This is a genomic window from Metabacillus sp. B2-18 (assembly GCF_021117275.1).
In the GTDB taxonomy this organism is placed as follows: domain Bacteria; phylum Bacillota; class Bacilli; order Bacillales; family Bacillaceae; genus Metabacillus.
This window is the reverse complement of sequence record NZ_CP088245.1, coordinates 5,044,598-5,069,499: the sequence shown is the minus strand read 5'-3', so window position 1 is coordinate 5,069,499 and position 24,902 is coordinate 5,044,598. Positions and strand designations below refer to the sequence as shown.

Sequence of the window (24,902 nt, the reverse complement as noted above, 5' to 3'; positions counted from 1 at the left end):
TTATTTCACTTTGCTTACAGCTTCTGAGAGTAATGTTAAATACTCATCAATTGAGTACTCAATTGAAAGTGGGCTTGGAGTACCTGCTGCAGCAAGTGGAGTGTTATCTCCAATAATAACAACAGAACCTCTCTCGATCGCTGGGACTTTTCCAAGGATTGGATCAGCCTGTAAAGCTGCAAGGGTATTTTCATCACCATATGATACTAAAATTTCAGCATCGTTAAGCATGTCGGCATTTTCAGCACTTACTTCTATATAAAAACTATTAGGATCAGTTATTTGACTTGTAATACTTTCAGGATATTCCATTCCTAGCTCAGTAAGGAATGCACCACGTGGATCTCCTGGTGAGTAGATGTAGAACTTAGATAAATCTTCGGCACTAATACTTACAAATGCAGCCTTTTTCCCTTTAATTTCAGCATGCTCACTAGCTTTTTCTTCAATTAATTTCTCTGTGTCGGCAATAAGTTGTTTACCTTCTTCTTCCATTCCCATACCCATAGCATTGAATGTAACTTGTTCACGCCATGAAGCTACCCAAGGGCTCGTTTGATAGGCAACAACTGGAGCGATTTCACTTAATGTATCATATTCTTCTTGAGTAATACCAGAGTATGCTGCAAGAATAACATCTGGATTAACATCTGCAATTGCTTCAAAATCTAAACCATCAGTATCTTGAAAGATAGTTGGCGTTTCGGCATTAAGTTCTTTTAACTTTTCTGAAGTCCAAGGTAACATACCGCTATCATCTTGAACACCATAGTTTGCAGCTGAGAAACCTACAGGCACAACATCAAGAGCAAGAGCAACGTCATGGTTTGACCATGCAATCGTAGCAACGCGTTCAGGTTTTTCTTCAATAGTTGTTTCACCAAATGCGTGTTCAATCACGATTGGATATTCAGTTGTTCCTTCTTCAGTTTCCGTTGTTTCTGTATTTGTTCCCTCATTAGATTCTGATTCAGTATTTTCAGTTGCTTGCTCACCTGAACAACCAACTAATACAAGCATAAGGATTGCAATTAATAATGTTGAGAGTAATGAAATATTACGTTTAGCCGTCATTGTAAACCCTTCCTTAATATAAGTTTATTTGATAATAATTATCATTATCACAACTATATATCCTATTTAAAAGGTTGTCAACAGTTCTTGTGTGGTGCCTGGCACTTCCCGATAAATGTCGAATCATTAAAAAAACAGGTACTGAAACATACCTGTCTTTTCAATTTAATATTTCAATAAAGATTTCTAAAACCTCACAAGCACCTGAACCAAATCCTCAATCCTTCCATCCCGTGGACTTCGAGTATAAACCCATAATTCCCCAGAACCAGCAGTTGGTTGCTGATTAAATGTGATAGGAATGGAGAAGGATCCATATGCAGGGGCACCTGCTGTTGTTTGGATCGGTGATTCCTGGGTTACAATTTGACCATTATCATCAACAATACGATAGAGAATGACTCCTTCAAAGGCACGGGCAAATCCTGAAAGTTGCTGACCAGCACGAATGACTGTTCCGGGTAAAGGTTGAAAAATAACAATATTTTTAGATGTTGGAAGCGGGATAATAAGTTGATATCCAGGATAAATAACATCAGGTGAGATACCTGGTCGCTGGCGATTCGCATCAAGTAGTGTTGATAAAGAAATTCCAAAGCGTTTGGCAATTTTGTTTAATGTATCTCCTTCTTCAACTAAATAAACAAGAGAAGGGACGCTTAGAATTTGATTTTGATAAATAACGTTAGGGTTAACAATTTGTGTATTTATCCCTTGAAGTAAATCTACATTTGTTGAATATCGTTGAGCGATGCTATTTAGTGTTTCACCAGCATTAACAATGTGATTTACCTGTCTATTACCAGGTGCTGAGATAACTAATACCTCACCAGGAAAGATGAGATATGGATCTGTAACAGGAGGGTAGATCGCATTTGCTTCTACTAGGAGAGGAACAGTTCCTCCAATTCTCGAGGCTATGGAATACACGGTGTCTCCTTGTTTAACAGTATAGACAAAAGAAGTACCATCAACGACAGGCATAACGATCACTCCTATGAATGTTTTGCTATTCATATTCATGATATTCGTTAACGTGAGGAAGGATGATCAGTAAAGAAAAATAGTAAAATAAATTTGTTATATTATGAAGTTACTCTTCAGATCATCCTTAAAATTTATTCCATAACAGGCACATTAGATCGAAAAAATTACAAACCAAACCTCTCGAGTGAAAATATTGAAAGATCAAACTTGCTTTCTCCGTTCATAGCTAATTCGCTTAATACTTCTCCCATTACGCTTGCGAATTTAAAACCATGTCCAGAGAAACCACAGGCCAAAATAATGTGATCATGCTTAGGAAGGTGATCGATGATAAAATGATTGTCCCTTGAAATTGTATATAAACAAGTTTTACCGTGATTTAGTAATCCGTTTGCTTCGGGCATGTAGTTTTTAAGGAAAAAACGGAGTTCGTCTTCATCTGTATCAAATTGTCCAAAATTCTGAGTATGCTTGTTAGGATCAATATCTTGTCCACCATCTGATTTCCCAATTTTAAGACCTTTTCCATCTATGCTTGGGAATCCATAACACATATTTTCCTTATCCTCTATATAAAAGGATGGGAAGTTGTCAACATCATACAGGTTAGCAGGTGCGTCAAACCAACCGAAGGCTTTACGAGTTGGCTGAATAGGAAGTGCTAAATCAGGTAACAGTTTAGAGGCCCATGCACCAACTGTAACAATGACCTTTTTAGCCCAAAATACCTTATTTTCAGTTATGATTTTGACAAGAGATTTACCATCTATTTCAATTTGCTGAACAGGAGTATTTGTCTCAAGCTGTGCTCCATGATGAATAGCAATTTCTTTGTAGGCTTGAATAGCGTTTTCACTATAAATTAACCCTGATTCTGCTTCAAAGCATCCAATAAAATGTTCTGGAACAGAAAATCCCGGCCATCTTTTTTTCACCTCATTGCTAGTAAGTACCTCTAATGGCAATTCGTATTTGTTTGCAGCAGCTATTGTTTCCTGTAGAAATGTGGAGTCTTTTGGTCCGAGTCCAATAACACCTGTTTTTTCAAATATCTTATAGCCAGTTTGGGCTTCTAAATCCTCCCATAATTGTTGGGCACGTTTTACTAAACTTACATATTGTCTGCCTTCACCATAGGCATGCCGAATCATTCGAGTATCTCCATGGTGGCTTCCGCGATTATGAGGCGGATCAAAGGCATCAATTAACACAGTCTTTACTTGCTGCTGTGCTAAAAAGGCACCAGCTGCCATTCCCATCGTCCCTGCACCAATGATTGCTACGTCAAAAATGTGTTTCTTTTTCAAGCTACTTGCCTCCTATTCTTTTCATCAATGTTACTAAGTTTAAAATAATAAAATTTAATAGATTCCTGGACTTTTAGATGGTTAAATTTATAGTAATCTGCTAAAAATGGGATATTAGCAAAAAATTGTTTGACAATAGTCTTAATATTAAATAATATCATACTATACTAAAAACTGAATATCTTATCACGAGAGACTGAGGGACAGGCCCGACGACGTCCAGCAACCATCATTTTTATGAAAGGTGCTAATTCCTGCAGAGTGTTTCATTCTGAGAGATAAGGTTTAGATAGAAAAAGCCTCTTTCGATTGAAGGAGGCTTTTTTGTTTGATAAAAGAACCGGGAAGACTAAATTGCCATATAGATAATTCTAAATTTACATAAAATTAAAAATAATCATTGCAATATCAATTCAATTCGTTATAATAGCACTATTATTCCTATAAATTTAGTAAGAATTAATATTTACATCATAATGAAAAAAGGAGTCAATGATATGAAAAGAAAATCTCGTTTACTTGTACCAATGATTGCCCTATTAGGCTTAGCTGGAATAGTCAGTGGTTGTTCATCAAAAGAAGCTGCTAAAGAAGAAACAGGGGATAAAGTGATTTTAGTTGGAACACAAAATGATTATCCACCTTTTGCATTTGCTGATGAGAACAATGAACTTACTGGATATGATATTGACGTAGTGAAGGAAATTGATAAAAAGCTAGATGGTTATACGTTTGAGTTTGTTGCTACACCTTGGGATAGTATGTTTCTTGCATTAGAGTCAAATAAAATTCAGGCAGTTGCAGATCAAATAGCAAAAACACCAGAACGTGAAGAGAAATATTTATTTACAGATGAATCTTATTTTGCTGCAGAAACCGTAATTGTTGTGAAGTCAGGTGAAACAGATATTAAGTCATTAGAAGATTTAGAGGGTAAAAAGGTAGGAGCATTGGCTGGCGATTCTTATACACTCTTGCTAGAAGAACATAATAAGAAAGCTGAAAATGACATTATTCTAAAATATAGCGAAAGTGGTACTCCTTCAGAGATTTTACAAGATGTACAAAATGGACGAATTGATGCCTATGTTAATGATCCAATCATGATTAACACGGTTTTGGAAAAATATAATCTTGATGTAGAGATTGTTGGACAGCCTATCGTTCAAGATGATATGGGGATTGTATTTAAAGATGAGAAGCAGGGTGAGGAATTAAAGGCACTGGTCGATCCTGTTATTAAACAACTGAAAGAAGATGGAACGTTAGCTGAACTTTCGAAAAAGTGGACTGGTGGAGAATATATCCCTGAATAAGGTTGAAGAAGGGAATTCAAAATGGAAAATTTATTAGATATTGGTTTTTTAATAGAAAGCTTTCCTGCTATTGTTGCAAGGTTACCAATTACAATTGGCATTGCAGTAGGCTCATTGATTATTAGTTTATTTATTGGACTTGCCACAGCACTTATAAAAATCTATCAAGTTCCAGTCTTAAAGACCATTTCTTCTTTTTACGTTTCTTTTATTAGAGGTACACCATTGTTGGTGCAGATTTACCTTGTTTTTTATGGGATACCAAAAGTGATTTATTTAGTTCAAAATGAATACGGTTTGCTTCAAAATTTTGACGTGAACATTATTGCTCCAGAGGTTTATGCATTATTAGCCTTTTCAATTAATTTGGGTGCCTATTTGTCTGAAACGATCAGATCAGCCATTCAATCAGTTGATCGAGGTCAGTTTGAGGCTGCTAAAGCAATAGGGATGAGTTCAACGCAAATGATGCTTAAAATCATTTTTCCACAGGCCTTAACAGTCGCAATTCCTAATCTGGGAAATATGTTCATCAGTACGATAAAGGATACTTCTCTTGTTTTTATTATTGGCGTTATTGATATTATGGGACAAGCCAAAATTATGGGATCACGCGGGCTGGCCTTTTTTGAAGTGTATATAGCTGTTTCGATTATTTACTGGATTTTATGTAACGTTGTTGAGAGATTACTTGTTTTAGTAGAGAAACGCGTCCGGAGATATGAAAGAGGGATTGCCTCATGATTAAATTAGAAAATATCCATAAATACTTTGATCAGCAGCATGTGTTAAAAGGGATTGACCTTTCTATTAAGAAAGGAGAAGTTGTCTCTATTTTAGGACCAAGTGGATCAGGGAAATCAACCTTATTACGCTGCATAAATTTCCTTGAAACTCCTTCAAGTGGAGTTGTTGAGATAAATGATAAACGAGTAGATGTTACATCAGCAGGTAAGGCTGATATTTTGTCACTAAGAACTTCAACAGGAATGGTCTTTCAACAGTATAATTTATTTAAAAATTTAACTGTCCTACAAAATGTCATGATTGGCTTGACCAGTGTGAAGCGCATGAATTCAGCTGAGGCTAGTAAGGTAGGAAAAGATCTCCTTGAAAAGGTTGGCTTGAAAGATCGATTAAATCATTATCCAGCACAGCTTTCAGGAGGACAACAGCAAAGGGTGGGAATTGCTAGAGCGCTAGCATTAAACCCGGAAGTGTTATTGTTTGATGAACCAACTTCCTCTCTCGACCCAGAGTTAGTTGATGAAGTTTTATCAGTGATAAAAGCTGTTGCAAATGAAGGGAATACAATGCTGATTGTGACACACGAACTTAATTTTGCACGTGAGATTTCTGATCGGGTTGTTTTTATTGAAGATGGAATAATCCTTGAAGAAGGAACAGCAGAGCAAATTTTCAGCAATCCTAGTGTTGAAAGAACGAGGAAATTTTTAAGTAAAGTATTAAAGAAGTAATGGTTTGATTCCTTCTTGTAGCTTTACTGTAGGAAGGAAAAGGATGGAATGAACCCGATTGAACAAATTTTAAGGGATTTCCCGATGATGATACTTGATGGAGCTATGGCAACTGAGTTTGAGAATTATGGATGCAATTTGAATGATCGATTATGGTCAGCTAAGATCTTATTAGAAAATCCAGAATTAATTAAGCAGGTTCATACAGATTATTTCAAAGCTGGTGCAGATTGTGCCATAACAGCAAGTTACCAAGCCACTGTTGAAGGATATAAAGAAAGAGGTTTATCCGAAGAAGAGGCAATTGATTTAATTAAAAAGTCTGTCCAACTTGCAGCAGAGGCTCGTGATGAGTTTTGGGCGGAGGGTAGTCAGCCCTCAAACCGGCCAAAGCCGCTAGTGGCTGCTTCTGTTGGGCCGTATGGAGCATTTCTTGCAGATGGCTCCGAATATCGAGGGGATTATTCATTAAGTGAAGAAGAATTGGTGGTTTTTCATAGAGAAAGAATGAAAATCTTGGTAGAAGCGGGTGCTGATATTCTCGCTTGTGAAACCATTCCTTGTCTTTTAGAGGCAAAAGCAATCGTTAGAGTTCTAAAGGAATTTCCGGAGGTCTATGCTTGGATCAGCTTTAGTGCAAAAGATGAACTACATATTAGCAATGGAGACAACATTGCTGATTGTGCAAAAGAGCTAGATGGGGAAGAGCAGGTAGCTGCCATTGGTATTAATTGTTCATCTCCAAACTTCATTAACTCGTTAATTAAAGAAATAAAGGGGGAAACCTCTAAACCTATTATTGTTTATCCTAATTCAGGTGAGGAATATGATGCAACAAGTAAAACATGGGATAAACCATCTTCTACAAATCAATTTTCCTGTAGTACTCAACGCTGGTTTGATGCAGGTGCAAAGATTATAGGTGGTTGCTGTAGAACGAAGCCTGAGGATATAAAAGCAATAACTGCATGGGCAAGAAAATAGCTAAGAAAAGATATTAACTCAAAAGCTTTAGAATAATAATGAACAAAAGAACTTCCCAGCTGCTACAGTTGGGAAGTTTTTTGTTGAAAGATTATTCTATCATCGTCTTCAAGTATGGTAACTTGTATTATTTGGAAGTAAGTAAGAAACTGTATTTATCAGTCTTCCTGGATTAAACTTTATGAAAATATAAAAAGGTATTACATTTTACTTGCTTCTCACGTTACGTGAGGTTATATGATTGTTCTATAAGGTTGATTGGAGGTATTCTTCATGAAGGATAAATATTCAATTGGTGAATTTTCTAAGAAAACAGCAACAACAATCCGCACTTTACACTATTATGATGAACTTGGTCTTTTAAAGCCCTCATATGTAACAGAAAAGGGAAGACGCTATTATACAAATAAAGATTTTGTTACTTTACAACGAATTCTTACTCTCAAATTTTTGGGTTATTCATTAGAACAAATCAAAGAATTTTTCCAAAAAGAGACGTGGGACTTGAAGGATACTCTTTCTTTTCAAAGAAAAGAGATGATTCAAAAGAAGGAACAAATTGAAAATGTGATTAAGGCATTGGATCGTGCTCTTCATATTGTAGAAGATCATAAGGAAATTAACCCATCTATCTTTATAACACTCATCAATACGATTCAAATGGAAAATGAGCAGAAAGAGTGGCTAAAAGGTTATATAGATGAAGAATTAGTAAATGAAATATATAGTGTGCCTGAGAGCAAACAGTTGAAATTAGAAAAAAAGTGGGTCGAAATTTCAACGGAGTTAAAAAAGCTAACTAGTCTTGGGCCAGAGGATAATCAAGTTCAAGAATTGATTGACGAAATGATGTATCTTGTGAAAGATTTAACAGGTGATGATCTTGGTTTTGTTCAAGAGATTTCAGAGAAAGAAGTGGAAGATGATACATGGCTGTTTCATTCACCATTCTCAACTGAAGAGGAAGAATGGATGGCCAATGCTTTAGATGTTTATTTAAAAAAGAAAGGTGTGAATGTAAGGAATGGAAACGGAACAAAAGAACCTTCCTAAAGCGGATCATGTTCGTACTTTTTGGCTTTTAATTAAAGATTCAAAGCCACCTGTCAAAATATTATGTGTGGCTGTTGTTCTTAGCTTACTCGAGACAGGGGCTGGGCTAGTTGTTCCTTTATTTACAAAGTCACTGGTGGATCAGCTCTCACAATCAGCCTTAGAATTATCAGTTATCCTTTTGTTAGGTTTTGCTTTTGTTGTGCAAACTGTTTCATCTGGCTTTTCCTATTATTTTATGACGTACTTAGGAGAATCTATTGTCGCCTCTATTAGAAAAAGACTTTGGCAGCATGTGCTTCATTCTCCGATTCCTTATTTTGATCAACATGAATCGGGAGATACAATGAGTCGGATTACACAGGATACCAATACAATTAAAACGTTAATTACTCAGCATTTGATAACCTTTATTACTGGATTAATTACGATCATTGGCTCTATTGTCATTCTTATTATAATAGATTGGAAGATGACATTAATTATGCTTATTGCTGTTCCAGTGTCGATAGCGATCATCATGCCGCTTGGACAAAAAATGTATAAAGTTTCCAAGCTAACTCAAGATGAGATGGCAGGGTTTTCTGCTAACTTAGGGAGAGTATTATCTGATATTCGTCTTGTTAAAGCCTTTCTAGCAGAAACAACAGAACAAACAAATGGAAATAAGCGCATCGATCATTTATTTCAATATGGCTTAAAGGAAGCGCGAATTCTTGCTATCATTACTCCTTTAATGTCTTTTACGATGATGCTTGTTCTCGTCTTATTAATTGGCTATGGTGGTGTTCGTGTCGCATCTGGTGCTTTATCAGCCGGATCTCTGGTTGCCATCATCATTTATATGTTTCAAATTGTTGTCCCCTTTAGCCAAATGGCAGGCTTCTTTACTGCCTTTCAAAAGGCGATGGGAGGAGCTGAGCGAGTTCAGCAGATTTTGGCCTCTGATAAAGAATCACATGCTGAACACCTTCATGTAACAAATCCTTCTCAAGATATCCAATTCAAAGGAGTAACCTTTGGATATAAAAAAGACAACTCTATTCTAAACAACATGACTTTATCGATTCCTACTGGAAAAACAACAGCATTTGTTGGTCCAAGTGGAAGTGGAAAAACAACATTATTTGCCTTACTCGAAAGATTTTATCTTCCAAACTCAGGGGAAATCTTATTTGGAAATACAAATATAAAAGATTTTAATTTGAAATCATGGCGTAGTCAATTTAGCTATGTATCTCAGGAAAGCCCATTGATGTCAGGAACAATTCGAGAAAATATTATATACGGTATGGAAAGAGAAGTTTCTGAGGAAGAAATGAAAACAGCAGCAGAACTTGCCAATGCTTCAGAATTTATTTCCCGCCTTCCAGGAGGATTTAATACCGAGGTAGGGGAGCGAGGGATCAAATTATCTGGTGGGCAAAGGCAACGAATTGCGATTGCTCGAGCTTTAATACGTGGTCCAAAGATTCTTTTATTAGACGAAGCAACTTCTAACTTGGACAGTGCTTCAGAGCTCCTAGTTCAAAAAGCTCTTCAGCATTTAATGAAGGGGAGAACAACACTTGTTATTGCACATCGGATCTCAACGGTAGTTGACGCAGATCAAATCGTTGTGTTAGACGGTGGAAGAATAACAGGAGTTGGCACACATCATGAGCTAGTTGAACATCATAATTTATATCGAAAACTTGCAAAACAGCAGCTTCAGAATGGAGAAGTAGGGAACCATACGATTCCATCTCACATTGTTAATAACTAAATAGAAGTAAAAAGGTTACCGCATCATAATAACCGGCTACATTACTTTTCATATAGTAGTTCACACTAAGATTAAAAAGCAATTTGGCAAGTAAATCAGCAAAGAAAAATGCTTGGAGATATATATGCTCCAAGCATTTTTTATACCAAGATAAGCACCCGATTAAGCTTTTCCCAATCTTCAAGAATCGTCAGGAAATAAGCGGAGAAATTCCTCTTAATGAGGAAATAGCATGAAAAATAGATTAAATAGACGGAAAGATTTCGCCTATTTAATCGAAAAAGAGGCAAATGGACCATTTTACTGTGCTAAACCGGAAAAATTCCGCTTATATCCCCAAACTGAGTTTCATTTTTCAGTTTAACCGGAAAAACTCCGCATATTTATACTCTCGGTTTTGTATTCGGAAACCGAACCCGTTTGCATCATAAACGGTGCGGTTTTATGATTAACTTTTATTAAAAACCAAATCGTCAATGAAGTCTTATGTGTTACTTTAGACCTACTGTACTGGTTAACTAGTAAAATTATTTTTCGATAATTATTTAACAAATCAATAATTCTATTGTGTGTAGAGTAAAGAGCTTTTTATAGTTAATACATTATTATATTTAATTAAAATTTGTAGGGATTGTAAGATAAATGTAAATATTCACCTAATTTTCTCAAGAAAGAAGTAGGTAAGAATTAGTAGATAAGTATTATTGTTATAGATGTAAGCGTTTTATATACTAAGTTGTAAGTACAAATAATAAATGAAAGGGAGGTATTGTAAGGTTGAGTAATAGATAATAAAATAACTTGTACGTATAGTTTGTGGTGCAGTATATGCTTTTAATAATTTTATACTCACTAATGAATACTGAGCTTTGTATGGAGAACAAAGGAGGAGAAAAGGTGAAAAATAATCTTAAAAGATTTTTATCTGTTTTTTTATTTTTGTTATTAGTCATACCAAGTAGTACCCTCGGCTATGAAAAAGAAAGCAATAGTGAATCACTTGAATTTAGAAATGCTTCAGTACATGATCTGTCTATCATTAAAGATCCTAAAACGGGCACTTACTATGTGTATGGCTCACATATTGATGCAGCTAAATCAACAGATTTAATCAATTGGGATAATTTTACGAATGGATACACAACTCCAAATAATAAGGTGTATGGCGATTTGTCAGCAAACCTAGCAGAGTCATTTCAATGGGCTGGAGAAGATGATGCGGATAGCAGAGGTGGCTTTGCAGTTTGGGCTCCTGATATTTATTGGAATAAACATTATGTAAATGAAGATGGCTCGAAAGGTGCTTACATGATGTATTATAGTGTATCTTCTACTTATATTAGATCTGCCATAGGAATAGCCGTATCAAAAAATATTGAAGGGCCATTTAAATATGTTGATACGATAATGTATTCTGGTTTTACTAATATGGAGGCCTATGATCGAAACAGTGAAGTGAATAAGCATTGGGAGAATACAAATCTTTCAGATCTTATTGAAGATGGTGTTATTGACGAAGTAAATCCAAATTGGTTTACAGAAACTGGTACGTACAATAATAAGCTCTACACGAATGCAATTGATGCCAATATCCTTGAAGGGAAAAATGGTGATTTATACATGACCTACGGATCTTGGTCTGGTGGGACATTTATTTTAGAATTAGATAAAAAAACAGGCTTGCCAAAGTATCCTGGTAAGGATGGAAAAACAAAAGATGGAAGAATGATTGATCGATATTTCGGAACAAAAATAGCATCAGGCTATGGAAGATCTGCTGAAGGAACTTATGCTGTATATGATAAGGAAACAGGCTATTATTACTTATATATCACATACGGTGGTTTAGCGTCAGATGGCGGTTATCAAATGAGACAATTTAGATCAAAAAATCCAGATGGACCTTATGTTGATGCCAAAGGAAACTCGGCTGTTTTTCCTGAATCATTTGATCTTGGAGTAGGAAACTTCCCGGGAAATGATGATCATAAAGATATTGGAAATAAAATGATTGGTAACTTTTTATTTAAAAGAGATCTTGGTGAAGCAGGTACCGGAATCGGTACAGGTTACTTATCTCCAGGACATAACTCATATCTAATCGATAAAGAATTAGGAAAAGAATTTATCGTTACTCATACTCGCTTCCCACAACAAGGGGAGATGCATGAGGTTCGTGTACATCAAACATTTAAAAATAAAGATAAATGGCCAGTGCCAACACCATATCGCTATGCCGGTGAAACAATTGAAAAGGTTTTTAGAAAAGATGTGATTGGTGACTATAAATATATTAATCATGGAAAAGAAATCACTAATGAATTAACAGAGTCAAGCTGGATTAAATTAAATAAAAATGGAACTATTTCAGGTGCTGTAACTGGAAAATGGAAACTATACGGTAAGTATAGAGCGCAATTAAAGATCGATGGAGAAGGTACGTATGATGGCGTATTTATACGTCAATACGATCCTACATCACAAAGCTGGGTTATGACGATTAGTGCAATGTCTGATGAGGGAGTCGTGATTTGGGGAAGTTATTCTGAGGAATCTACTGATGAAGAATTAGTTCAAGCCATCAAACAAGAGTTGAGCACAAGTTTACCTACAACAGTCATTAGCAACTTAGCACTAGCAAAAGAAGCAACAAGAGGAGCGAAAATCACTTGGAAATCGTCTAATCCTGAGGTGATCTCTGCAGATGGAGTGGTAACACGCCCAAGCTCTGATTCTGAAGATGCAATAGTAGATTTAACTGCGACTATCGAATCTGGTGATGCTACAGATACTTTAACGATCTCTGTTACAGTGCTTGCAGAAGAAGAAGGTGGTTTATCAGGTTATTACAATTTTAATGATACGCTAGAAGATCAAACAGTTAATAATCGACATGCATCTGTTACAGGAAATCGATTAGATAATAGTGGTGGACAAATTACTTTTGCAGAGGGTGTTGCAGGTAAAGCTGCAAAATTTGATGGCAATTCAGGGCTGCGTTTAGGTGATGGATTAATTACAGGTGACACTTATTCTGTGTCCTTGTGGTTAAAGCCTGAACAAATTACTGAATTTACAACCTCTTTCTTTGGAGCGGAAACATCAAATAATTGGATTAGCGTTGTTCCGAAAACAGGTTGGGGCAATACGATGGTTTGGGCACATAACGGTGACCAATGGTTTGATGCTGTGACAGATACAACTATTCCAGTAGGAGAGTGGAGTCACCTAGCTTTTACTGTTAAAGAAGGGAATGCTATATTTTATATTAATGGAGAAGAAAAATTTACAGGTGGAAATTTCCCGAATGTATTTAATTCAATAGACGCAGTATTCGGTTTAGGTGTTAACTATTGGGATACTCCTTTTAAAGGATTTATGGATGAAGTTCGTGTTTATGATGGATTAGCAATTTCAGCAGATGAAGCGCGAGCTCTTTATCAAAATCCAGGCGGGGTAGTAACTGAATAATAATGTAAAAGGAGACTGTCAATTAAAATGTACCCTATAGAGTAGACACTTAAAAAAAGTGCTCTCTCTATAGGGTGCTTTTTTGTATAATGTAAGCATCACAACTACAGACATAACTTGGAGACGGAGAATCATGAGTAAAAAGCTATTTACAGAAAAAGAAATCAAACTATTATCTAAAAACCCATATGTGAAATCGGTCAGTTCAAAGGGAATTACTTACTCGGATGAGTTTAAACAACATTTTGTATCTGAATTCAGTAAGGGGAAGCTTTCAAGACAAATCTTTGAAGAAGCTGGATTTGATGTTGAAATTATTGGCATGCAAAGAATTAAATCTTCTTCAGAGCGTTGGAGAAACACTTATAAAACTGAAGGCTTGTTGGGGCTTAAAGACACTAGGAAAAATAATTCTGGAAGACCGCGAGTAAAAGAACTGTCCCTTGAGGAGAAGTATGCAAGATTAGAAGCTAAGATGAATCTTGTAAAGGCAGAAAATGAACTCCTAAAAAAGATTCGTATGTTAGAAAGGGGGCTGAAGAAGTAAGGCTTCCTTCTAGTCAGAGGTACATTCTTATTCGTGAGGTTATTGAAAAATACAACCTAAAACACATGGTGAAATTCCTTTGTGACGTTGCCGGGGTGTCACGAAGTGGTTACTATAATTATTTCTCAGCTAAGTCCGAAGAACAAAGGAAACGTCAGGAAGTGAGGGATGAAGAAGCTAAAGCATTAATTTTAAAAGCCTTCCACTTTAAAGGTCGAAAGAAAGGGGCACGCCAAATTAAGATGACATTGGCGGGTCAATTTCAGTGTGTCTTTAATTTGAAACGTGTTCGCAGAATTATGAAGAAATACAATATTTTCTGTCCTATTAGAAAAGCTAACCCATATAAAAGAATGATGAAGGCAACCCAAGAACATCGCGTTGTGCCAAACATATTAAACCGCCAATTTAAGCAAGGGATTCCATATAACGTACTTCTTACTGACATCACTTATATGCATTACCATAATGGCCAAAGAGCTTATTTATCAGTAATTAAAGATGGATCAACAGGTGAAATTCTAGCTTATCATCTATCGGATCGTATCACCATGGAGTTAGCTACAAACACCTTGCACAAGTTAAAGAAGAACCGAAACTATAAGAAAGCTAAAGACGCTCTCATTCATTCAGATCAAGGAACTCACTACACCCATCCAGGATTCCAAAAGCTTGTGAAGAAAATGGGATTACGGCAATCTATGTCTAGACGGGGAAACTGTTGGGATAACGCACCAATAGAATCATTCTTTGGCCACCTTAAAGACGAAGCAAATATTAAGCCATGTAAAACTTTGGACGAACTAAAACGCGAAATAGACAAATACATCACTTACTATAACCATCATAGATATCAATGGAACCTAAAAAAGATGACCCCTGTAAAATACAGAGATCATCTTCTTCAGGCTGCTTAATGCCTTTTTTTAAAACTGTCCTTTACAAAGGGTACATTTTAAATAAGGCAGTCTTTTTTTATTAACTTAATTAGTTTTGAAAACGTAAAATAATCTGATTTAATAATTAATGAATAATGGTGTTAAACTAATGGTAGGATTTAAGGATATAGAAAAGGAGGTCATGTAAGTGATCAAAATATCGATTCCAACACCCGATGTTACAATTACCAAACAGCAGAATCCGGAGTTAAGTAATATTTACGGATTTACTGATTTTCACCTTATCACTAGAGGTAAAGGTGGGATTTTTATGTTTTACAATGATAAAAAAGAATTATTGTTTGTTGGAAAGGCTAGGAAGCTAAGACAAAGGATAAAAAAACATTTCGAAGATAATGTCTCTCCTATTAAATTACATAGAGATGAAGTAACTAAGATTAGTGTTTGTTTGGTGGAAGACCCAGTCCATAGAGAAATATACGAAACCTATATTATTAATGAACTTAAGGCAAAGTACAACGTAGATAAAGTTTTTTATCGTTAATAACAAAAACCCTCTCTTCCATTGTAGTTAGAGAGGGTTTTTTATGGAAACTAAAAAATCGACTTGCATCATTCATATGATGCAAGTCGATTTGAATTAATTTCTAATCAAATAATCAAATGCGCCTAAAGCTGCAGTAGCTCCAGATCCCATTGAGATAATAATTTGATTATACGCACTATCTGTGCAGTCCCCAGCAGCAAACAATCCAGGAACGGTTGTTTCTCCGTGCTTATTAACGATAATCTCACCCATACGATTGCGCTCAACGACTCCTTCTAACCAGTCCGTGTTTGGAACAAGACCGATTTGAACGAACACACCCTGTAATTCAACGTGCTTTTCTTCGTTGGTATCACGTTCAATATATGTAATACCATTAACACTATCTGTACCAGTGATTTCTTTTGTTTGAACGTTTTTCAGTACTGTTACGTTTGGAAGGCTATATAGGCGATTTTGTAACACTTCATCAGCCTTTAGCTCTGGATTAAACTCTAGTACGGTAACATGCTGAACAATACCTGCTAAGTCAATTGCTGCCTCAATACCTGAGTTACCACCGCCGATAACAGCCACATGTTTTCCTTCAAACAATGGACCATCACAGTGAGGGCAATATGCTACACCTTTGTTTTTGAACTCTTGTTCACCAGGAACACCTACATTACGCCAGCGAGCACCTGTTGACACAATAACACTTTTACTTTTTAGAACAGCGCCATTTTCAAGCTCAAGCTCGAAAAGGTCTTTCTTTTCAATGCTTTTAGCACGTTGAAGATTCATAATATCAACACCGTACTCTTTAACATGCTCTTCAAGGCTTGCAGCAAGCTTAGGACCTTCTGTGCTTTTTACACTGATAAAGTTCTCGATGCTCATTGTATCAAGAACCTGACCACCGAAGCGTTCAGCAACGATACCTGTGCGAATCCCTTTACGAGCTGCATAGATTGCCGCGCTTGAGCCTGCAGGACCGCCTCCAACAACTAAAACATCGTAAGGTTCTTTGTTCTCAAACTCGGAAGCATCAGGGCCTGTACCGATCTTCGCAAGAATCTCTTCAATCGTCATACGACCACCGCTTAAGAATTCTGCGTTTAGGTAAACAGCAGGAACAGCCATAACGTTTTTACGCTCAACTTCTTCCTTGTATACTGCACCGTCAATCATTGTGTGAGTGATATTAGGATTTAAAACACTCATGATATTTAGGGCTTGTACAACATCAGGACAGTTGTGACAGCTTAGACTAACGTATGTTTCAAAGTGGTGTTCACCAGTAATGCTTTTAATTTGGTCAATCACACTCTGATCAACCTTAGGCGCTCTTCCACTAACCTGTAAAAGAGCCAACACTAAAGAAGTGAATTCATGTCCTAGAGGAATACCAGCAAATGTAACACCAGTTTCTTCACCAACACGATTCACGCTAAAGCTTGGCGTTCTTGGTAAGTCAGCTTTTTCAACAGTAATTTTAGATGACATGGAAGCTAGCTCATTCACTAGCTCCATCATGTCACTTGAAACCTTGTCATCACCAGCACTAAACTTTAGAACAATATCACTTTCAAGTAGTTGAAGATATTGTTCTAACTGTGCTTTAATTTCTGCATCAAGTACCATTTATTGCACTCCTTACAGCTTTCCAACAAGATCAAGGCTTGGCTTAAGTGTTTCGGAACCTTCTTGCCATTTTGCTGGGCAAACTTCGCCTGGGTTATTACGAACATATTGTGCTGCTTTTACTTTGTTAATTAAAGTGCTTGCGTCACGACCAATTCCACCTGCATTGATTTCAACAGTTTGGATGACACCATCTGGATCAATGATGAATGTGCCGCGATCAGCAAGACCTTCTTTTTCATCTAATACTTCGAATCCACGAGTGATTACTTGAGATGGATCACCAATCATCGCATATTTGATTTTACCGATTTTTTCTGAGCTATCATGCCAGCCTTTGTGAGTGAAGTGAGTATCAGTAGATACAGAGTATACTTCAACACCAAGTGCTTTTAAATTATCATATTCGTTTTGTAAATCTTCAAGCTCAGTTGGGCATACGAATGTGAAATCTGCTGGGTAGAAGCAGAAGATGCTCCATTGACCTTTTAAATCTTCGTTTGTTACATCGATGAACTCACCATCTTTGAATGCTTTTGCTGCGAAAGGTTTTACTTCAGTACCAATTAATGACATATTATTTTCCTCCTATGTATTTGAGATGATAGATAACATAAAAATATACTATCTATAATCTCTCTAATTTTAAATAAATTATCAAATAAAATTCATTATACGTCAAGGGTAACAGAATGATAAATTATTTAAAAGTGTATTTATAAATTAATAGTATATTAATTCACCTAAATTTTAACTAGTTGTAAAAACATGCTGTAGCTAGCCATTAACCATTATCTCCATTATTAGAACAAAGTATAATCACCTTTTCTCATTTGAATGTAACAATTGATACTAATCGATATTCTATTGAAACTTTTTTCCATTTTTTACGTATGAAATAGAGATAGAGAAAATGGGGGAATGAACATGTTCTCAGATATAAATGAACAATTAATCAAGATCAAAGGTGATCTTAGGAAAAAACAAAAATATAAAGTCCAGATTGAGGATTTTCAAAATGAACTAGAAGTAGTTGAAAGGAAAATCTCTCAATTAAACGATCAATTTAAATCTGACCAAGAGGATGTTAATAAGCTAGAACGAATGAGTTTAACAAACTTATTCGCAACATTATCTGGTACAAAGGATGAGAAGCTTTCAAAGGAAAACAAGGAGCTACTAGCTACAAAACATAGACTAGATGAAGTATTAAAAATTAAATTGGATATTGATGAATCAATCAATGAATTAAGGAATAAGCTACATCCTCTATCAAATGTGGAGGATGATTATCAGAAACTTTTATTACAAAAAGAAGCTTTAATAAAGAGCGGTGATTCAACACATGCTGATAGGGTTTTGGAACTGAGTGAAAAGGAAGGAAATCTTAGAGCTTATATTGATGAATTAAAAGAAGCGATTACTGCTGGTGAACTTGTGAAGGAATCTCTACTGGATGCAGAAAATTCCCTTGAAAAAGCTAGTAATTGGGGAACAGCAGATATGCTGGGTGGTGGAACAATTTCAGGATTTGTGAAACACCAGCATATTAATGATGCAGAAGACTATCTTCACGATGCTCAAACACATATGCGGAAGTTTCAAAAAGAATTATTAGATGTACAGGAGGAAGCAAAGCTCGAAGTTGATATTTCAAGTTTATTGATGTTTGCTGACTTCTTTTTCGATGGATTCATCGTAGATTTTATGGTGCAGGGAAGAATTAGTGATGCTTTGGATGAAACAAGGGAGCAGTATGAAAAGGTAAATGATATTTTACTAAAGCTGAACATTCAAGTTGAAGAAATTGAAAGTGAGTTAACTTCAATTAAAGAGGAAAGAAGGCAAATTGTTGAGGAGGTATAGAAATGAAAAGGAGAACAACGAGTGTTCTCCTTTTTATCATTGCTTAAGTTACTAGTTTTCATTTTCCTCCGAGCCTTTATGATCATGCGGAATATCAGCGTGTGGTTGTTGAACAGGATGAGCATCATCGATTACACGAATTGGTCTCATCATGTCATGATCTTCATGTTCAAGGAAATGACAATGCCAAATGTAATGACCTGTATGTCCTTTCCAGTGCATGATAATTCTAGTAACCATTTCAGGATCAGCTTTTACGGTATCTTTCCAACCTCTTTCAAATTCACGGGGTTCAATTGGTTCTCCTGTGTATTCAAGGATACCTTCATTTTGATATTTTTCCACGTTAAAAGGTCTACGGTCCAATATTTTAAATTGGATTAAATGCACATGCATAGGATGCAGAAAAGGTGTAACATTTATAAAGTTCCATATTTCAATGCTATCTAATGATGGCTTTTCTGTAGCAGGATCATGATACATTCGATTATTTAAGAGCAGCATCGGTCGTCCATAAGAATCTGTTGAAGCACTTAATGGGAGATCTCTAACGGTATGAGCATGATGTTCATGAATGTCCATTTGCGGGGCAAGTTGATCTGGAATTTGAATAGTATCTTCCCCTTTAAGCGGTAGGTCTACTCTGAATTGCATAATCATATTTGTATGTTCGCCAGGAAACTCTGTATCAGAGTTCATGACTGTGATTTCCTGTCCCTGAAGTGTTGAAAAGTCAATGATGATATCGGTTCGTTCTGCAGGTAGTAGTTCAATTGAGTTTAAATGAATTGGTTGAGTTAGTAGACCACCATCTGTACCGATTTGAACCATTGTATGATCATTAGAAAGACTTAATATATAACCTCTTCTATTAGAGGCATTTACGATGCGGAAGCGGTATTTCCTTGGCTCAACTCTTAAATAAGGCCATACTTTTCCGTTAACCACAATCGTATTGCCGGTAAATCCTGGGGTAATAGAAGGATGAACTGGCACAGGAAATGGTGGTGAATCAGGATAGAACAGGGATCCATCTTCATTAAACGATTTATCTTGAATCATTAGAGGAATCTCGTACTCACCACAGGGGAGTTGTAATCTTTCTTCAAGTGAATCACGAAGCAAGTAAAAGCCGGCTAGTCCGGCATATACATTTAATCTTGTTAAAGCCATGCTATGGTCATGGTACCATAGAGTTGCTCCAGCTTGATGGTTTGTATATTCATGAACTTTTTGAGTGAATTTTGGTCCTGTAAATTCATAGTTTTTTGTATACCATGCTTCGGGATGTCCATCACTCTTCCAATCTACATGCGCCCCATGAACATGCACAACCGATCGGACCTCCGGGGAATCACTCGCACTATGGAGGGTATAATCAATTGGTAGAAAGTGTTTGCAAGGAAGGTCATTAATATATTTTACATATGTGGTTTTATCCTTTTCTGCATATAGGGTTGGTCCCGGAGAGATTCCATTATATCCCCATATCGTTGTGAGTGGAAAATCTCGGTGAAATCGCTGTTTTCCCTCCTTCATTTCTAATTCAAAATAAGAGTTTCTAGGATAACAGGTATTGTACTTTGGTTTAGCTGCAGGTGGTTTAGATAATTCATCTACAAACTTTGGAATCGTAGTTGGGTCTGCGGGATTTATTTTTTTATCCAAGTATCTTCTTCCTTTCTATAAACATAGTTTTATATTTTTTATCCTATTCAAGATAAAAAGTTATGAATCTGATAGGAGTGGAGTTTTGTTCCTTTATTTGTTAAATAAGAGGAAAATACATGTTAATTTAGCATATTATTAATGGAGTATAGCTAGATTTTTGATAAACTTGATCTAAATCTTAGGAGATATGGAAGGGGATTTTTACATGAAATCTATAAAAGAAAAAATAAAAAGCTTCCTGGAAATAATCAATATTGAAACTGGTGAAAGGAAGACACTAGCGTCCTTTCATAAGGTAATCGAAGCACCAAATTGGACCCGTGATGGAAAGCTTATTTATAACAGTGATGGTCATCTTTACTCCTTTGATTTAAATACCTATGAAAATAGCCTCATAGAAACAGGCTTTGCAACCTCCTGTAACAACGATCATGTTTTATCTCCTGATGAATCTCAGATTGCTATCAGTCACCACACTGCCCTGGATCATCAATCACGCATATACATCCTTCCTGCAAAAGGCGGCATTCCAACTCTCGTAACGCCAATGGCTCCATCTTATCTTCATGGCTGGTCACCTGATGGAAAGACATTAGCTTATTGTGCAGAAAGAAATGGCCAGTACGACATTTATACGATCCCAGCATATGGCGGAGAGGAAAAACAGCTAACAGATCTTCCGGGCTTAGATGATGGCCCTGAATACTCACCAGATGGAAAGCATATTTGGTTTAATTCCACTCGGTCCGGTTTGATGCAAATTTGGCGTATGAATGCAGATGGTAGTGAACAAACGAGAATAACATTTGAAGAAAGCAATAATTGGTTTCCACATGTTTCTCCTGATGGAGAGAAGGTAGTTTATCTTGCTTATAAAAAAGGAGAGGTGGAACCTGGGGACCATCCTCCTAATAAGGATGTTGAATTAAGAATCATGTCCAGTACAGGTGGAGAGTCAAGTTTGTTAATCAAGCTGTTTGGTGGTCAGGGTACGATCAATGTAAATTCATGGTCTCCAGACAGTAAGCAGGTGGCATTTGTCAGATACGAACTAAATTAAAGCATAAAAAAAGCAGTAGTTATCCATTTGTAGGGAAATTACTGCTTTTTTATAAATCAATTATAAGTAGTGTTAAATTTCATATCTTCACTTTTTAAAATAAAGTCATTTGCAGATCTTCATAATCATCATTTTTATTGTCATTTTCCTCGATCTTATCACTTTCTTTATGAGAATCATCTGGAATCTCTACAGTTAAGACCTTGTATTTACAATTCTCTTGGTTTTTTTCAAGAGCATCTAGATGCCCATTTTTTTGTAAGTTTTCAAGATACTTCACAACATCCACATATAATTTAGGTCTACCTGTAGAATAGGCATCACTTGAAAAACCATGATTTGTAATAAGATGTTGGCATAAATCTTTTGCAGATATAATGGTGTTTTCTTTTAAATACTGATTTATATAAGAATGAGCTGATTGAATCGTCAAATCATGACCACCTCTTTTGAGCATTTTTAAGGGAAGTAAATAATAGGATTACATTTCATTCTACTACAAATTAGTATCCTAGTTTATTTTAGGATCAATTTTTTTAATACCTTATGTGATCTTTCTCACATTCTTTATAAAATTACGATGTTACAATGATCTCAAGTTGATGATCAACACAACAATATATAATCTCTTGTGAAAAACTTCACAATATAAAACGATAAATTGGAGGAATACAAAATGAATTTAACACTTGGAAATAAAGTTGTATTAGTTGGTACTGGAGCGGTTGGATCAAGTTATGCTTATGCGTTAATGAATCAAGGAATCAGTGATGATTTAGTGCTTGTAGATTTAAATGAGGAAAAAGCGAAAGGTGACGTAATGGACTTAGATCATGGAATTGTTTATGCACCAAATTCTATGAGCATCAAATTTGGTACTTATGAAGATTGCAAGGATGCAGCACTTGTTGTTATTTGTGCCGGTGCAGCACAGAAACCAGGGGAAACAAGATTAGATCTAGTAAGTAAAAATGTGAAAATCTTTGAATCTATTGTAAATCAAATTATGAAATCAGGATTTAACGGAATTTTCTTAGTGGCAACAAATCCGGTTGATATTTTAGCCTACGCAACATGGAAATTTTCTGGATTGCCAAAAGAAAGAGTAATCGGATCTGGAACAGTGTTAGACTCTGCTAGATTTCGCTATTTACTAGGAGAAGAATTCGATACAGCACCAACAAGTGTACATGGCTATATTATCGGTGAACATGGTGATTCTCAGTTACCTGTATGGAGCTCTGCAAATATCTCTGGTACACAGGTTGCACCGAAATTAACAGAGGAACGAAAGCAGGAAATTGCCGTTCAAGTTCGTGATGCAGCCTATAAAATCATTGAATCTAAAGGGGCAACATATTACGGAATTGCAATGGGATTAGCGAGAATTACAAGAGCAATTTTAAAGAACGAGAATGTGGTTTTACCAGTTGGGGCTTATCTTGAAGGGGAAAATGGACACAGTGATGTTTATATCGGGGTACCATCTGTTATCAATCGCACAGGTATAAAGAAAGTTGTTGAGCTTTCTTTAAATGATCAAGAACAGGAAAAATTGACAAAGTCAGTACAAACACTAAAAGATATTCAAGCTACTATTTGGGGTTAGTTTAGAAACCACACAGAGGAGAAATCATCATGTTAGTTGAAACGTTTGACCCATTTCAGCATCTCGCCATATCAGCATTAGTTGCAGCCATACCAATCATATTATTTCTATTATGTTTGACAGTATTCAAAATGAAGGGAATACATGCAGCTCTATTAAACTTAGTTGTAACCTTTTTAATTGTATTAGTAATCTTTAAGCTTCCTTTAGGGGAAGCAATCGGAAGTGTCATTCAAGGGGCAATAGTAGGATTATGGCCGATTGGTTACATCATTGTGATGGCAGTATGGCTATATAAAATAGCAGTAGAATCAGGGAAGTTTGATATATTACGAGGAAGTATAGTAGGCATTTCTCAAGACCAACGGATTCATCTATTATTAATTGGCTTTTGCTTCAACGCATTTCTCGAAGGAGCGGCAGGCTTTGGTGTACCAATTGCAATCTGTGCTGTACTTTTAGTTTCATTAGGATTTAAACCATTGCAGGCAGCGATGCTATGCTTGATTGCAAATGGTGCATCAGGAGCTTTTGGGGCAATCGGGATACCAGTAGGCATCATTGATACGTTTCATCTAGAGGGAGTTACATCAATGGATGTTTCAACGATGACTGCCTTAACATTACCAATTATCAACTTTACAATTCCGTTCCTGCTAGTTTGGTTACTGGATGGTTTTAAAGGTATTAAAGAAATACTACCAGCCATTTTAGTCACATCTGCTACTTATACAGTAACACAGGCAATTATTACAGTAACGATTGGACCAGAGTTAGCCGATATTATTCCATCTTTATTAGCAATGGGTACACTGGCGCTATTTCTTAAAAAATGGCAACCAAAAGAAATATTCTTACTTAATGGGAAAAAATGTGAAGTTGAAAAACATTCTATGAGTGAAGTAATCAAAGCTTGGTCTCCATTTTATTTGCTAACCATCTTTGTACTTATTTGGAGTTTACCAGTTTTTAAAGGGCTATTTGCAGAAGATGGCTTTCTTGCAGGAACAGCAGTGAAATTCATAATTCCTGGGTCTTCAATAGGGGTAGGTATCGATTTAATAGGTGCAACAGGAACGGCGATTCTTTTAGCAGGATTAACAACAGTCGCTTCTACTAAACAAATTCAGTTTATGGATAGCTTTAAACTGTTGAAAAAGACGATTTTAGAATTTAGAATTCCAATCATTATGATTTCTGCGATTATTGGTATTGCGAAGCTAATGACATACGGAGGATTAACAATTGCGTTAGGGCAAGCAGTAGCCACAACAGGGGATGTGTTCCCATTGTTAGCTCCAATATTAGGTTGGATTGGTGTATTCATGACAGGATCTGTGGTGAATAACAATACATTATTCGCACCAATTCAAGCAACAGCAGGTAACATCATTGGAACAAATCCATCTTTACTAGTATCTGCAAATACTGCCGGGGGAGTAATGGCAAAGCTTGTTTCTCCACAATCTATTGCCATTGCAACAGCAGCAGTAGGTGAAACAGGTAAAGAGGCGGAACTAACGAAAATGACATTGAAATATAGCTTTGGGTTACTAGGGTTTGTGTGCCTTTGGACGTTTGTTCTTGCATTGATTTTTTAGAAAAATAAAAGGAGGCTGACACAAATTAGGTCGCCTCCTTTTCA

Annotated in this window: 20 protein-coding genes and 1 riboswitch; of the genes, 13 read left to right on the top strand and 7 right to left on the bottom strand. The window is 36.2% G+C overall.

Features of this window, described 5'->3' with window-relative positions; translation table 11 throughout:
• From LPC09_RS25210 to solA, 3 genes are all read right to left on the bottom strand, one after another.
• On the bottom strand, positions 1-1,074 hold the full coding sequence (locus LPC09_RS25210) for an iron-siderophore ABC transporter substrate-binding protein (RefSeq protein WP_231308714.1): 1,074 nt from the start codon (positions 1,072-1,074) through the stop codon (positions 1-3).
• A 186-nt stretch (positions 1,075-1,260) separates the two neighbouring features.
• A complete protein-coding gene (locus LPC09_RS25205) occupies positions 1,261-2,058 on the bottom strand; it encodes a LysM peptidoglycan-binding domain-containing protein (protein ID WP_231308713.1) in 798 nt (265 codons plus the stop codon).
• Between the two features lie 167 nt (positions 2,059-2,225).
• Positions 2,226-3,368: an N-methyl-L-tryptophan oxidase gene (gene solA / locus LPC09_RS25200; protein WP_231308712.1), complete on the bottom strand. Its 1,143-nt coding sequence runs from the start codon at positions 3,366-3,368 to the stop codon at positions 2,226-2,228.
• Positions 3,369-3,548: 180 nt separating this feature from the next.
• Positions 3,549-3,653: riboswitch (SAM riboswitch) on the top strand.
• Positions 3,654-3,865: 212 nt separating this feature from the next.
• Between solA and LPC09_RS25195 the strand changes: the two genes are divergently transcribed.
• The 9 genes from LPC09_RS25195 to LPC09_RS25155 all read left to right on the top strand — a co-directional run bounded on the left by LPC09_RS25195 (position 3,866) and on the right by LPC09_RS25155 (position 15,425).
• Positions 3,866-4,684 (top strand): transporter substrate-binding domain-containing protein, encoded by an 819-nt coding sequence (locus tag LPC09_RS25195; protein WP_231308711.1) that lies wholly within the window; start codon positions 3,866-3,868, stop codon positions 4,682-4,684.
• Positions 4,685-4,705: 21 nt separating this feature from the next.
• Positions 4,706-5,428 (top strand): amino acid ABC transporter permease, encoded by a 723-nt coding sequence (locus LPC09_RS25190; RefSeq protein WP_231308710.1) that lies wholly within the window; start codon positions 4,706-4,708, stop codon positions 5,426-5,428.
• Entirely contained in the window at positions 5,425-6,162 is a 738-nt protein-coding gene (locus LPC09_RS25185) for an amino acid ABC transporter ATP-binding protein (protein WP_231308709.1), read from the top strand. The genes LPC09_RS25190 and LPC09_RS25185 overlap by 4 nt, the downstream gene beginning before the upstream one ends.
• Positions 6,163-6,210: 48 nt before the next feature.
• A complete protein-coding gene (mmuM, locus tag LPC09_RS25180) occupies positions 6,211-7,146 on the top strand; it encodes a homocysteine S-methyltransferase (RefSeq protein ID WP_231308708.1) in 936 nt (311 codons plus the stop codon).
• Positions 7,147-7,419: 273 nt separating this feature from the next.
• A complete protein-coding gene (locus tag LPC09_RS25175; protein WP_231308707.1) occupies positions 7,420-8,199 on the top strand; it encodes a MerR family transcriptional regulator in 780 nt (259 codons plus the stop codon).
• The gene (locus LPC09_RS25170) at positions 8,171-9,964 is read left to right on the top strand and encodes an ABC transporter ATP-binding protein (RefSeq protein ID WP_231308706.1); all 1,794 of its coding nucleotides are present in this window, start codon (positions 8,171-8,173) and stop codon (positions 9,962-9,964) included. The genes LPC09_RS25175 and LPC09_RS25170 overlap by 29 nt, the downstream gene beginning before the upstream one ends.
• Positions 9,965-10,837: 873 nt before the next feature.
• On the top strand, positions 10,838-13,435 hold the full coding sequence (locus LPC09_RS25165; RefSeq protein ID WP_442920051.1) for a lipocalin-like domain-containing protein: 2,598 nt from the start codon (positions 10,838-10,840) through the stop codon (positions 13,433-13,435).
• A 133-nt stretch (positions 13,436-13,568) separates the two neighbouring features.
• A protein-coding gene (locus LPC09_RS25160; RefSeq protein WP_231307539.1) for an IS3 family transposase occupies positions 13,569-14,899 on the top strand; the annotation gives its coding sequence in 2 pieces (ribosomal slippage) (positions 13,569-13,941 and positions 13,941-14,899; 1,332 coding nt in all).
• Between the two features lie 169 nt (positions 14,900-15,068).
• Positions 15,069-15,425 (top strand): nucleotide excision repair endonuclease, encoded by a 357-nt coding sequence (locus tag LPC09_RS25155; protein WP_231308704.1) that lies wholly within the window; start codon positions 15,069-15,071, stop codon positions 15,423-15,425.
• Positions 15,426-15,521: 96 nt separating this feature from the next.
• On the opposite strand, the gene ahpF is transcribed toward LPC09_RS25155, so the two are convergent.
• Positions 15,522-17,051: an alkyl hydroperoxide reductase subunit F gene (gene ahpF / locus LPC09_RS25150; RefSeq protein ID WP_098795234.1), complete on the bottom strand. Its 1,530-nt coding sequence runs from the start codon at positions 17,049-17,051 to the stop codon at positions 15,522-15,524.
• Between the two features lie 12 nt (positions 17,052-17,063).
• On the bottom strand, positions 17,064-17,627 hold the full coding sequence (gene ahpC, locus LPC09_RS25145) for an alkyl hydroperoxide reductase subunit C (RefSeq protein ID WP_098795233.1): 564 nt from the start codon (positions 17,625-17,627) through the stop codon (positions 17,064-17,066).
• Between the two features lie 351 nt (positions 17,628-17,978).
• On the opposite strand from ahpC, the gene LPC09_RS25140 reads away from it, so the two are divergent.
• Positions 17,979-18,917 carry a coiled-coil domain-containing protein gene (locus LPC09_RS25140; RefSeq protein WP_231308703.1) on the top strand — a complete coding sequence of 313 codons (939 nt, stop codon included), beginning with the start codon at positions 17,979-17,981 and terminating at the stop codon, positions 18,915-18,917.
• Between the two features lie 51 nt (positions 18,918-18,968).
• Here LPC09_RS25140 and LPC09_RS25135 read toward each other — a convergent pair whose 3' ends face one another.
• Positions 18,969-20,585 carry a multicopper oxidase family protein gene (locus tag LPC09_RS25135; protein ID WP_231308702.1) on the bottom strand — a complete coding sequence of 539 codons (1,617 nt, stop codon included), beginning with the start codon at positions 20,583-20,585 and terminating at the stop codon, positions 18,969-18,971.
• Positions 20,586-20,793: 208 nt separating this feature from the next.
• Between LPC09_RS25135 and LPC09_RS25130 the strand changes: the two genes are divergently transcribed.
• On the top strand, positions 20,794-21,648 hold the full coding sequence (locus LPC09_RS25130; RefSeq protein ID WP_231308701.1) for a TolB family protein: 855 nt from the start codon (positions 20,794-20,796) through the stop codon (positions 21,646-21,648).
• A 94-nt stretch (positions 21,649-21,742) separates the two neighbouring features.
• On the opposite strand, the gene LPC09_RS25125 is transcribed toward LPC09_RS25130, so the two are convergent.
• A complete protein-coding gene (locus tag LPC09_RS25125; RefSeq protein WP_176550951.1) occupies positions 21,743-22,081 on the bottom strand; it encodes a DUF3895 domain-containing protein in 339 nt (112 codons plus the stop codon).
• Positions 22,082-22,324: 243 nt separating this feature from the next.
• Here LPC09_RS25125 and LPC09_RS25120 point away from each other — a divergent pair, with 243 nt between their 5' ends.
• Complete coding sequence (locus tag LPC09_RS25120; protein WP_231308700.1) at positions 22,325-23,257, top strand: L-lactate dehydrogenase; 933 nt, start codon at positions 22,325-22,327, stop codon at positions 23,255-23,257.
• Positions 23,258-23,286: 29 nt separating this feature from the next.
• On the top strand, positions 23,287-24,858 hold the full coding sequence (locus LPC09_RS25115; RefSeq protein WP_231308699.1) for an L-lactate permease: 1,572 nt from the start codon (positions 23,287-23,289) through the stop codon (positions 24,856-24,858).
• Positions 24,859-24,902: the final 44 nt, after the last annotated feature.

Coding starts and splice junctions, on each gene's coding strand:
- LPC09_RS25210 (WP_231308714.1), bottom strand. CDS start 1,074: ATGACGGCTAAACGTAATATTTCATTACTCTCAACATTATTAATTGCA.
- LPC09_RS25205 (WP_231308713.1), bottom strand. CDS start 2,058: ATGCCTGTCGTTGATGGTACTTCTTTTGTCTATACTGTTAAACAAGGA.
- LPC09_RS25195 (WP_231308711.1), top strand. CDS start 3,866: ATGAAAAGAAAATCTCGTTTACTTGTACCAATGATTGCCCTATTAGGC.
- LPC09_RS25190 (WP_231308710.1), top strand. CDS start 4,706: ATGGAAAATTTATTAGATATTGGTTTTTTAATAGAAAGCTTTCCTGCT.
- LPC09_RS25185 (WP_231308709.1), top strand. CDS start 5,425: ATGATTAAATTAGAAAATATCCATAAATACTTTGATCAGCAGCATGTG.
- mmuM (WP_231308708.1), top strand. CDS start 6,211: ATGAACCCGATTGAACAAATTTTAAGGGATTTCCCGATGATGATACTT.
- LPC09_RS25175 (WP_231308707.1), top strand. CDS start 7,420: ATGAAGGATAAATATTCAATTGGTGAATTTTCTAAGAAAACAGCAACA.
- LPC09_RS25170 (WP_231308706.1), top strand. CDS start 8,171: ATGGAAACGGAACAAAAGAACCTTCCTAAAGCGGATCATGTTCGTACT.
- LPC09_RS25165 (WP_442920051.1), top strand. CDS start 10,838: ATGGAGAACAAAGGAGGAGAAAAGGTGAAAAATAATCTTAAAAGATTT.
- ahpF (WP_098795234.1), bottom strand. CDS start 17,051: ATGGTACTTGATGCAGAAATTAAAGCACAGTTAGAACAATATCTTCAA.
- ahpC (WP_098795233.1), bottom strand. CDS start 17,627: ATGTCATTAATTGGTACTGAAGTAAAACCTTTCGCAGCAAAAGCATTC.
- LPC09_RS25140 (WP_231308703.1), top strand. CDS start 17,979: ATGTTCTCAGATATAAATGAACAATTAATCAAGATCAAAGGTGATCTT.
- LPC09_RS25130 (WP_231308701.1), top strand. CDS start 20,794: ATGAAATCTATAAAAGAAAAAATAAAAAGCTTCCTGGAAATAATCAAT.
- LPC09_RS25120 (WP_231308700.1), top strand. CDS start 22,325: ATGAATTTAACACTTGGAAATAAAGTTGTATTAGTTGGTACTGGAGCG.
- LPC09_RS25115 (WP_231308699.1), top strand. CDS start 23,287: ATGTTAGTTGAAACGTTTGACCCATTTCAGCATCTCGCCATATCAGCA.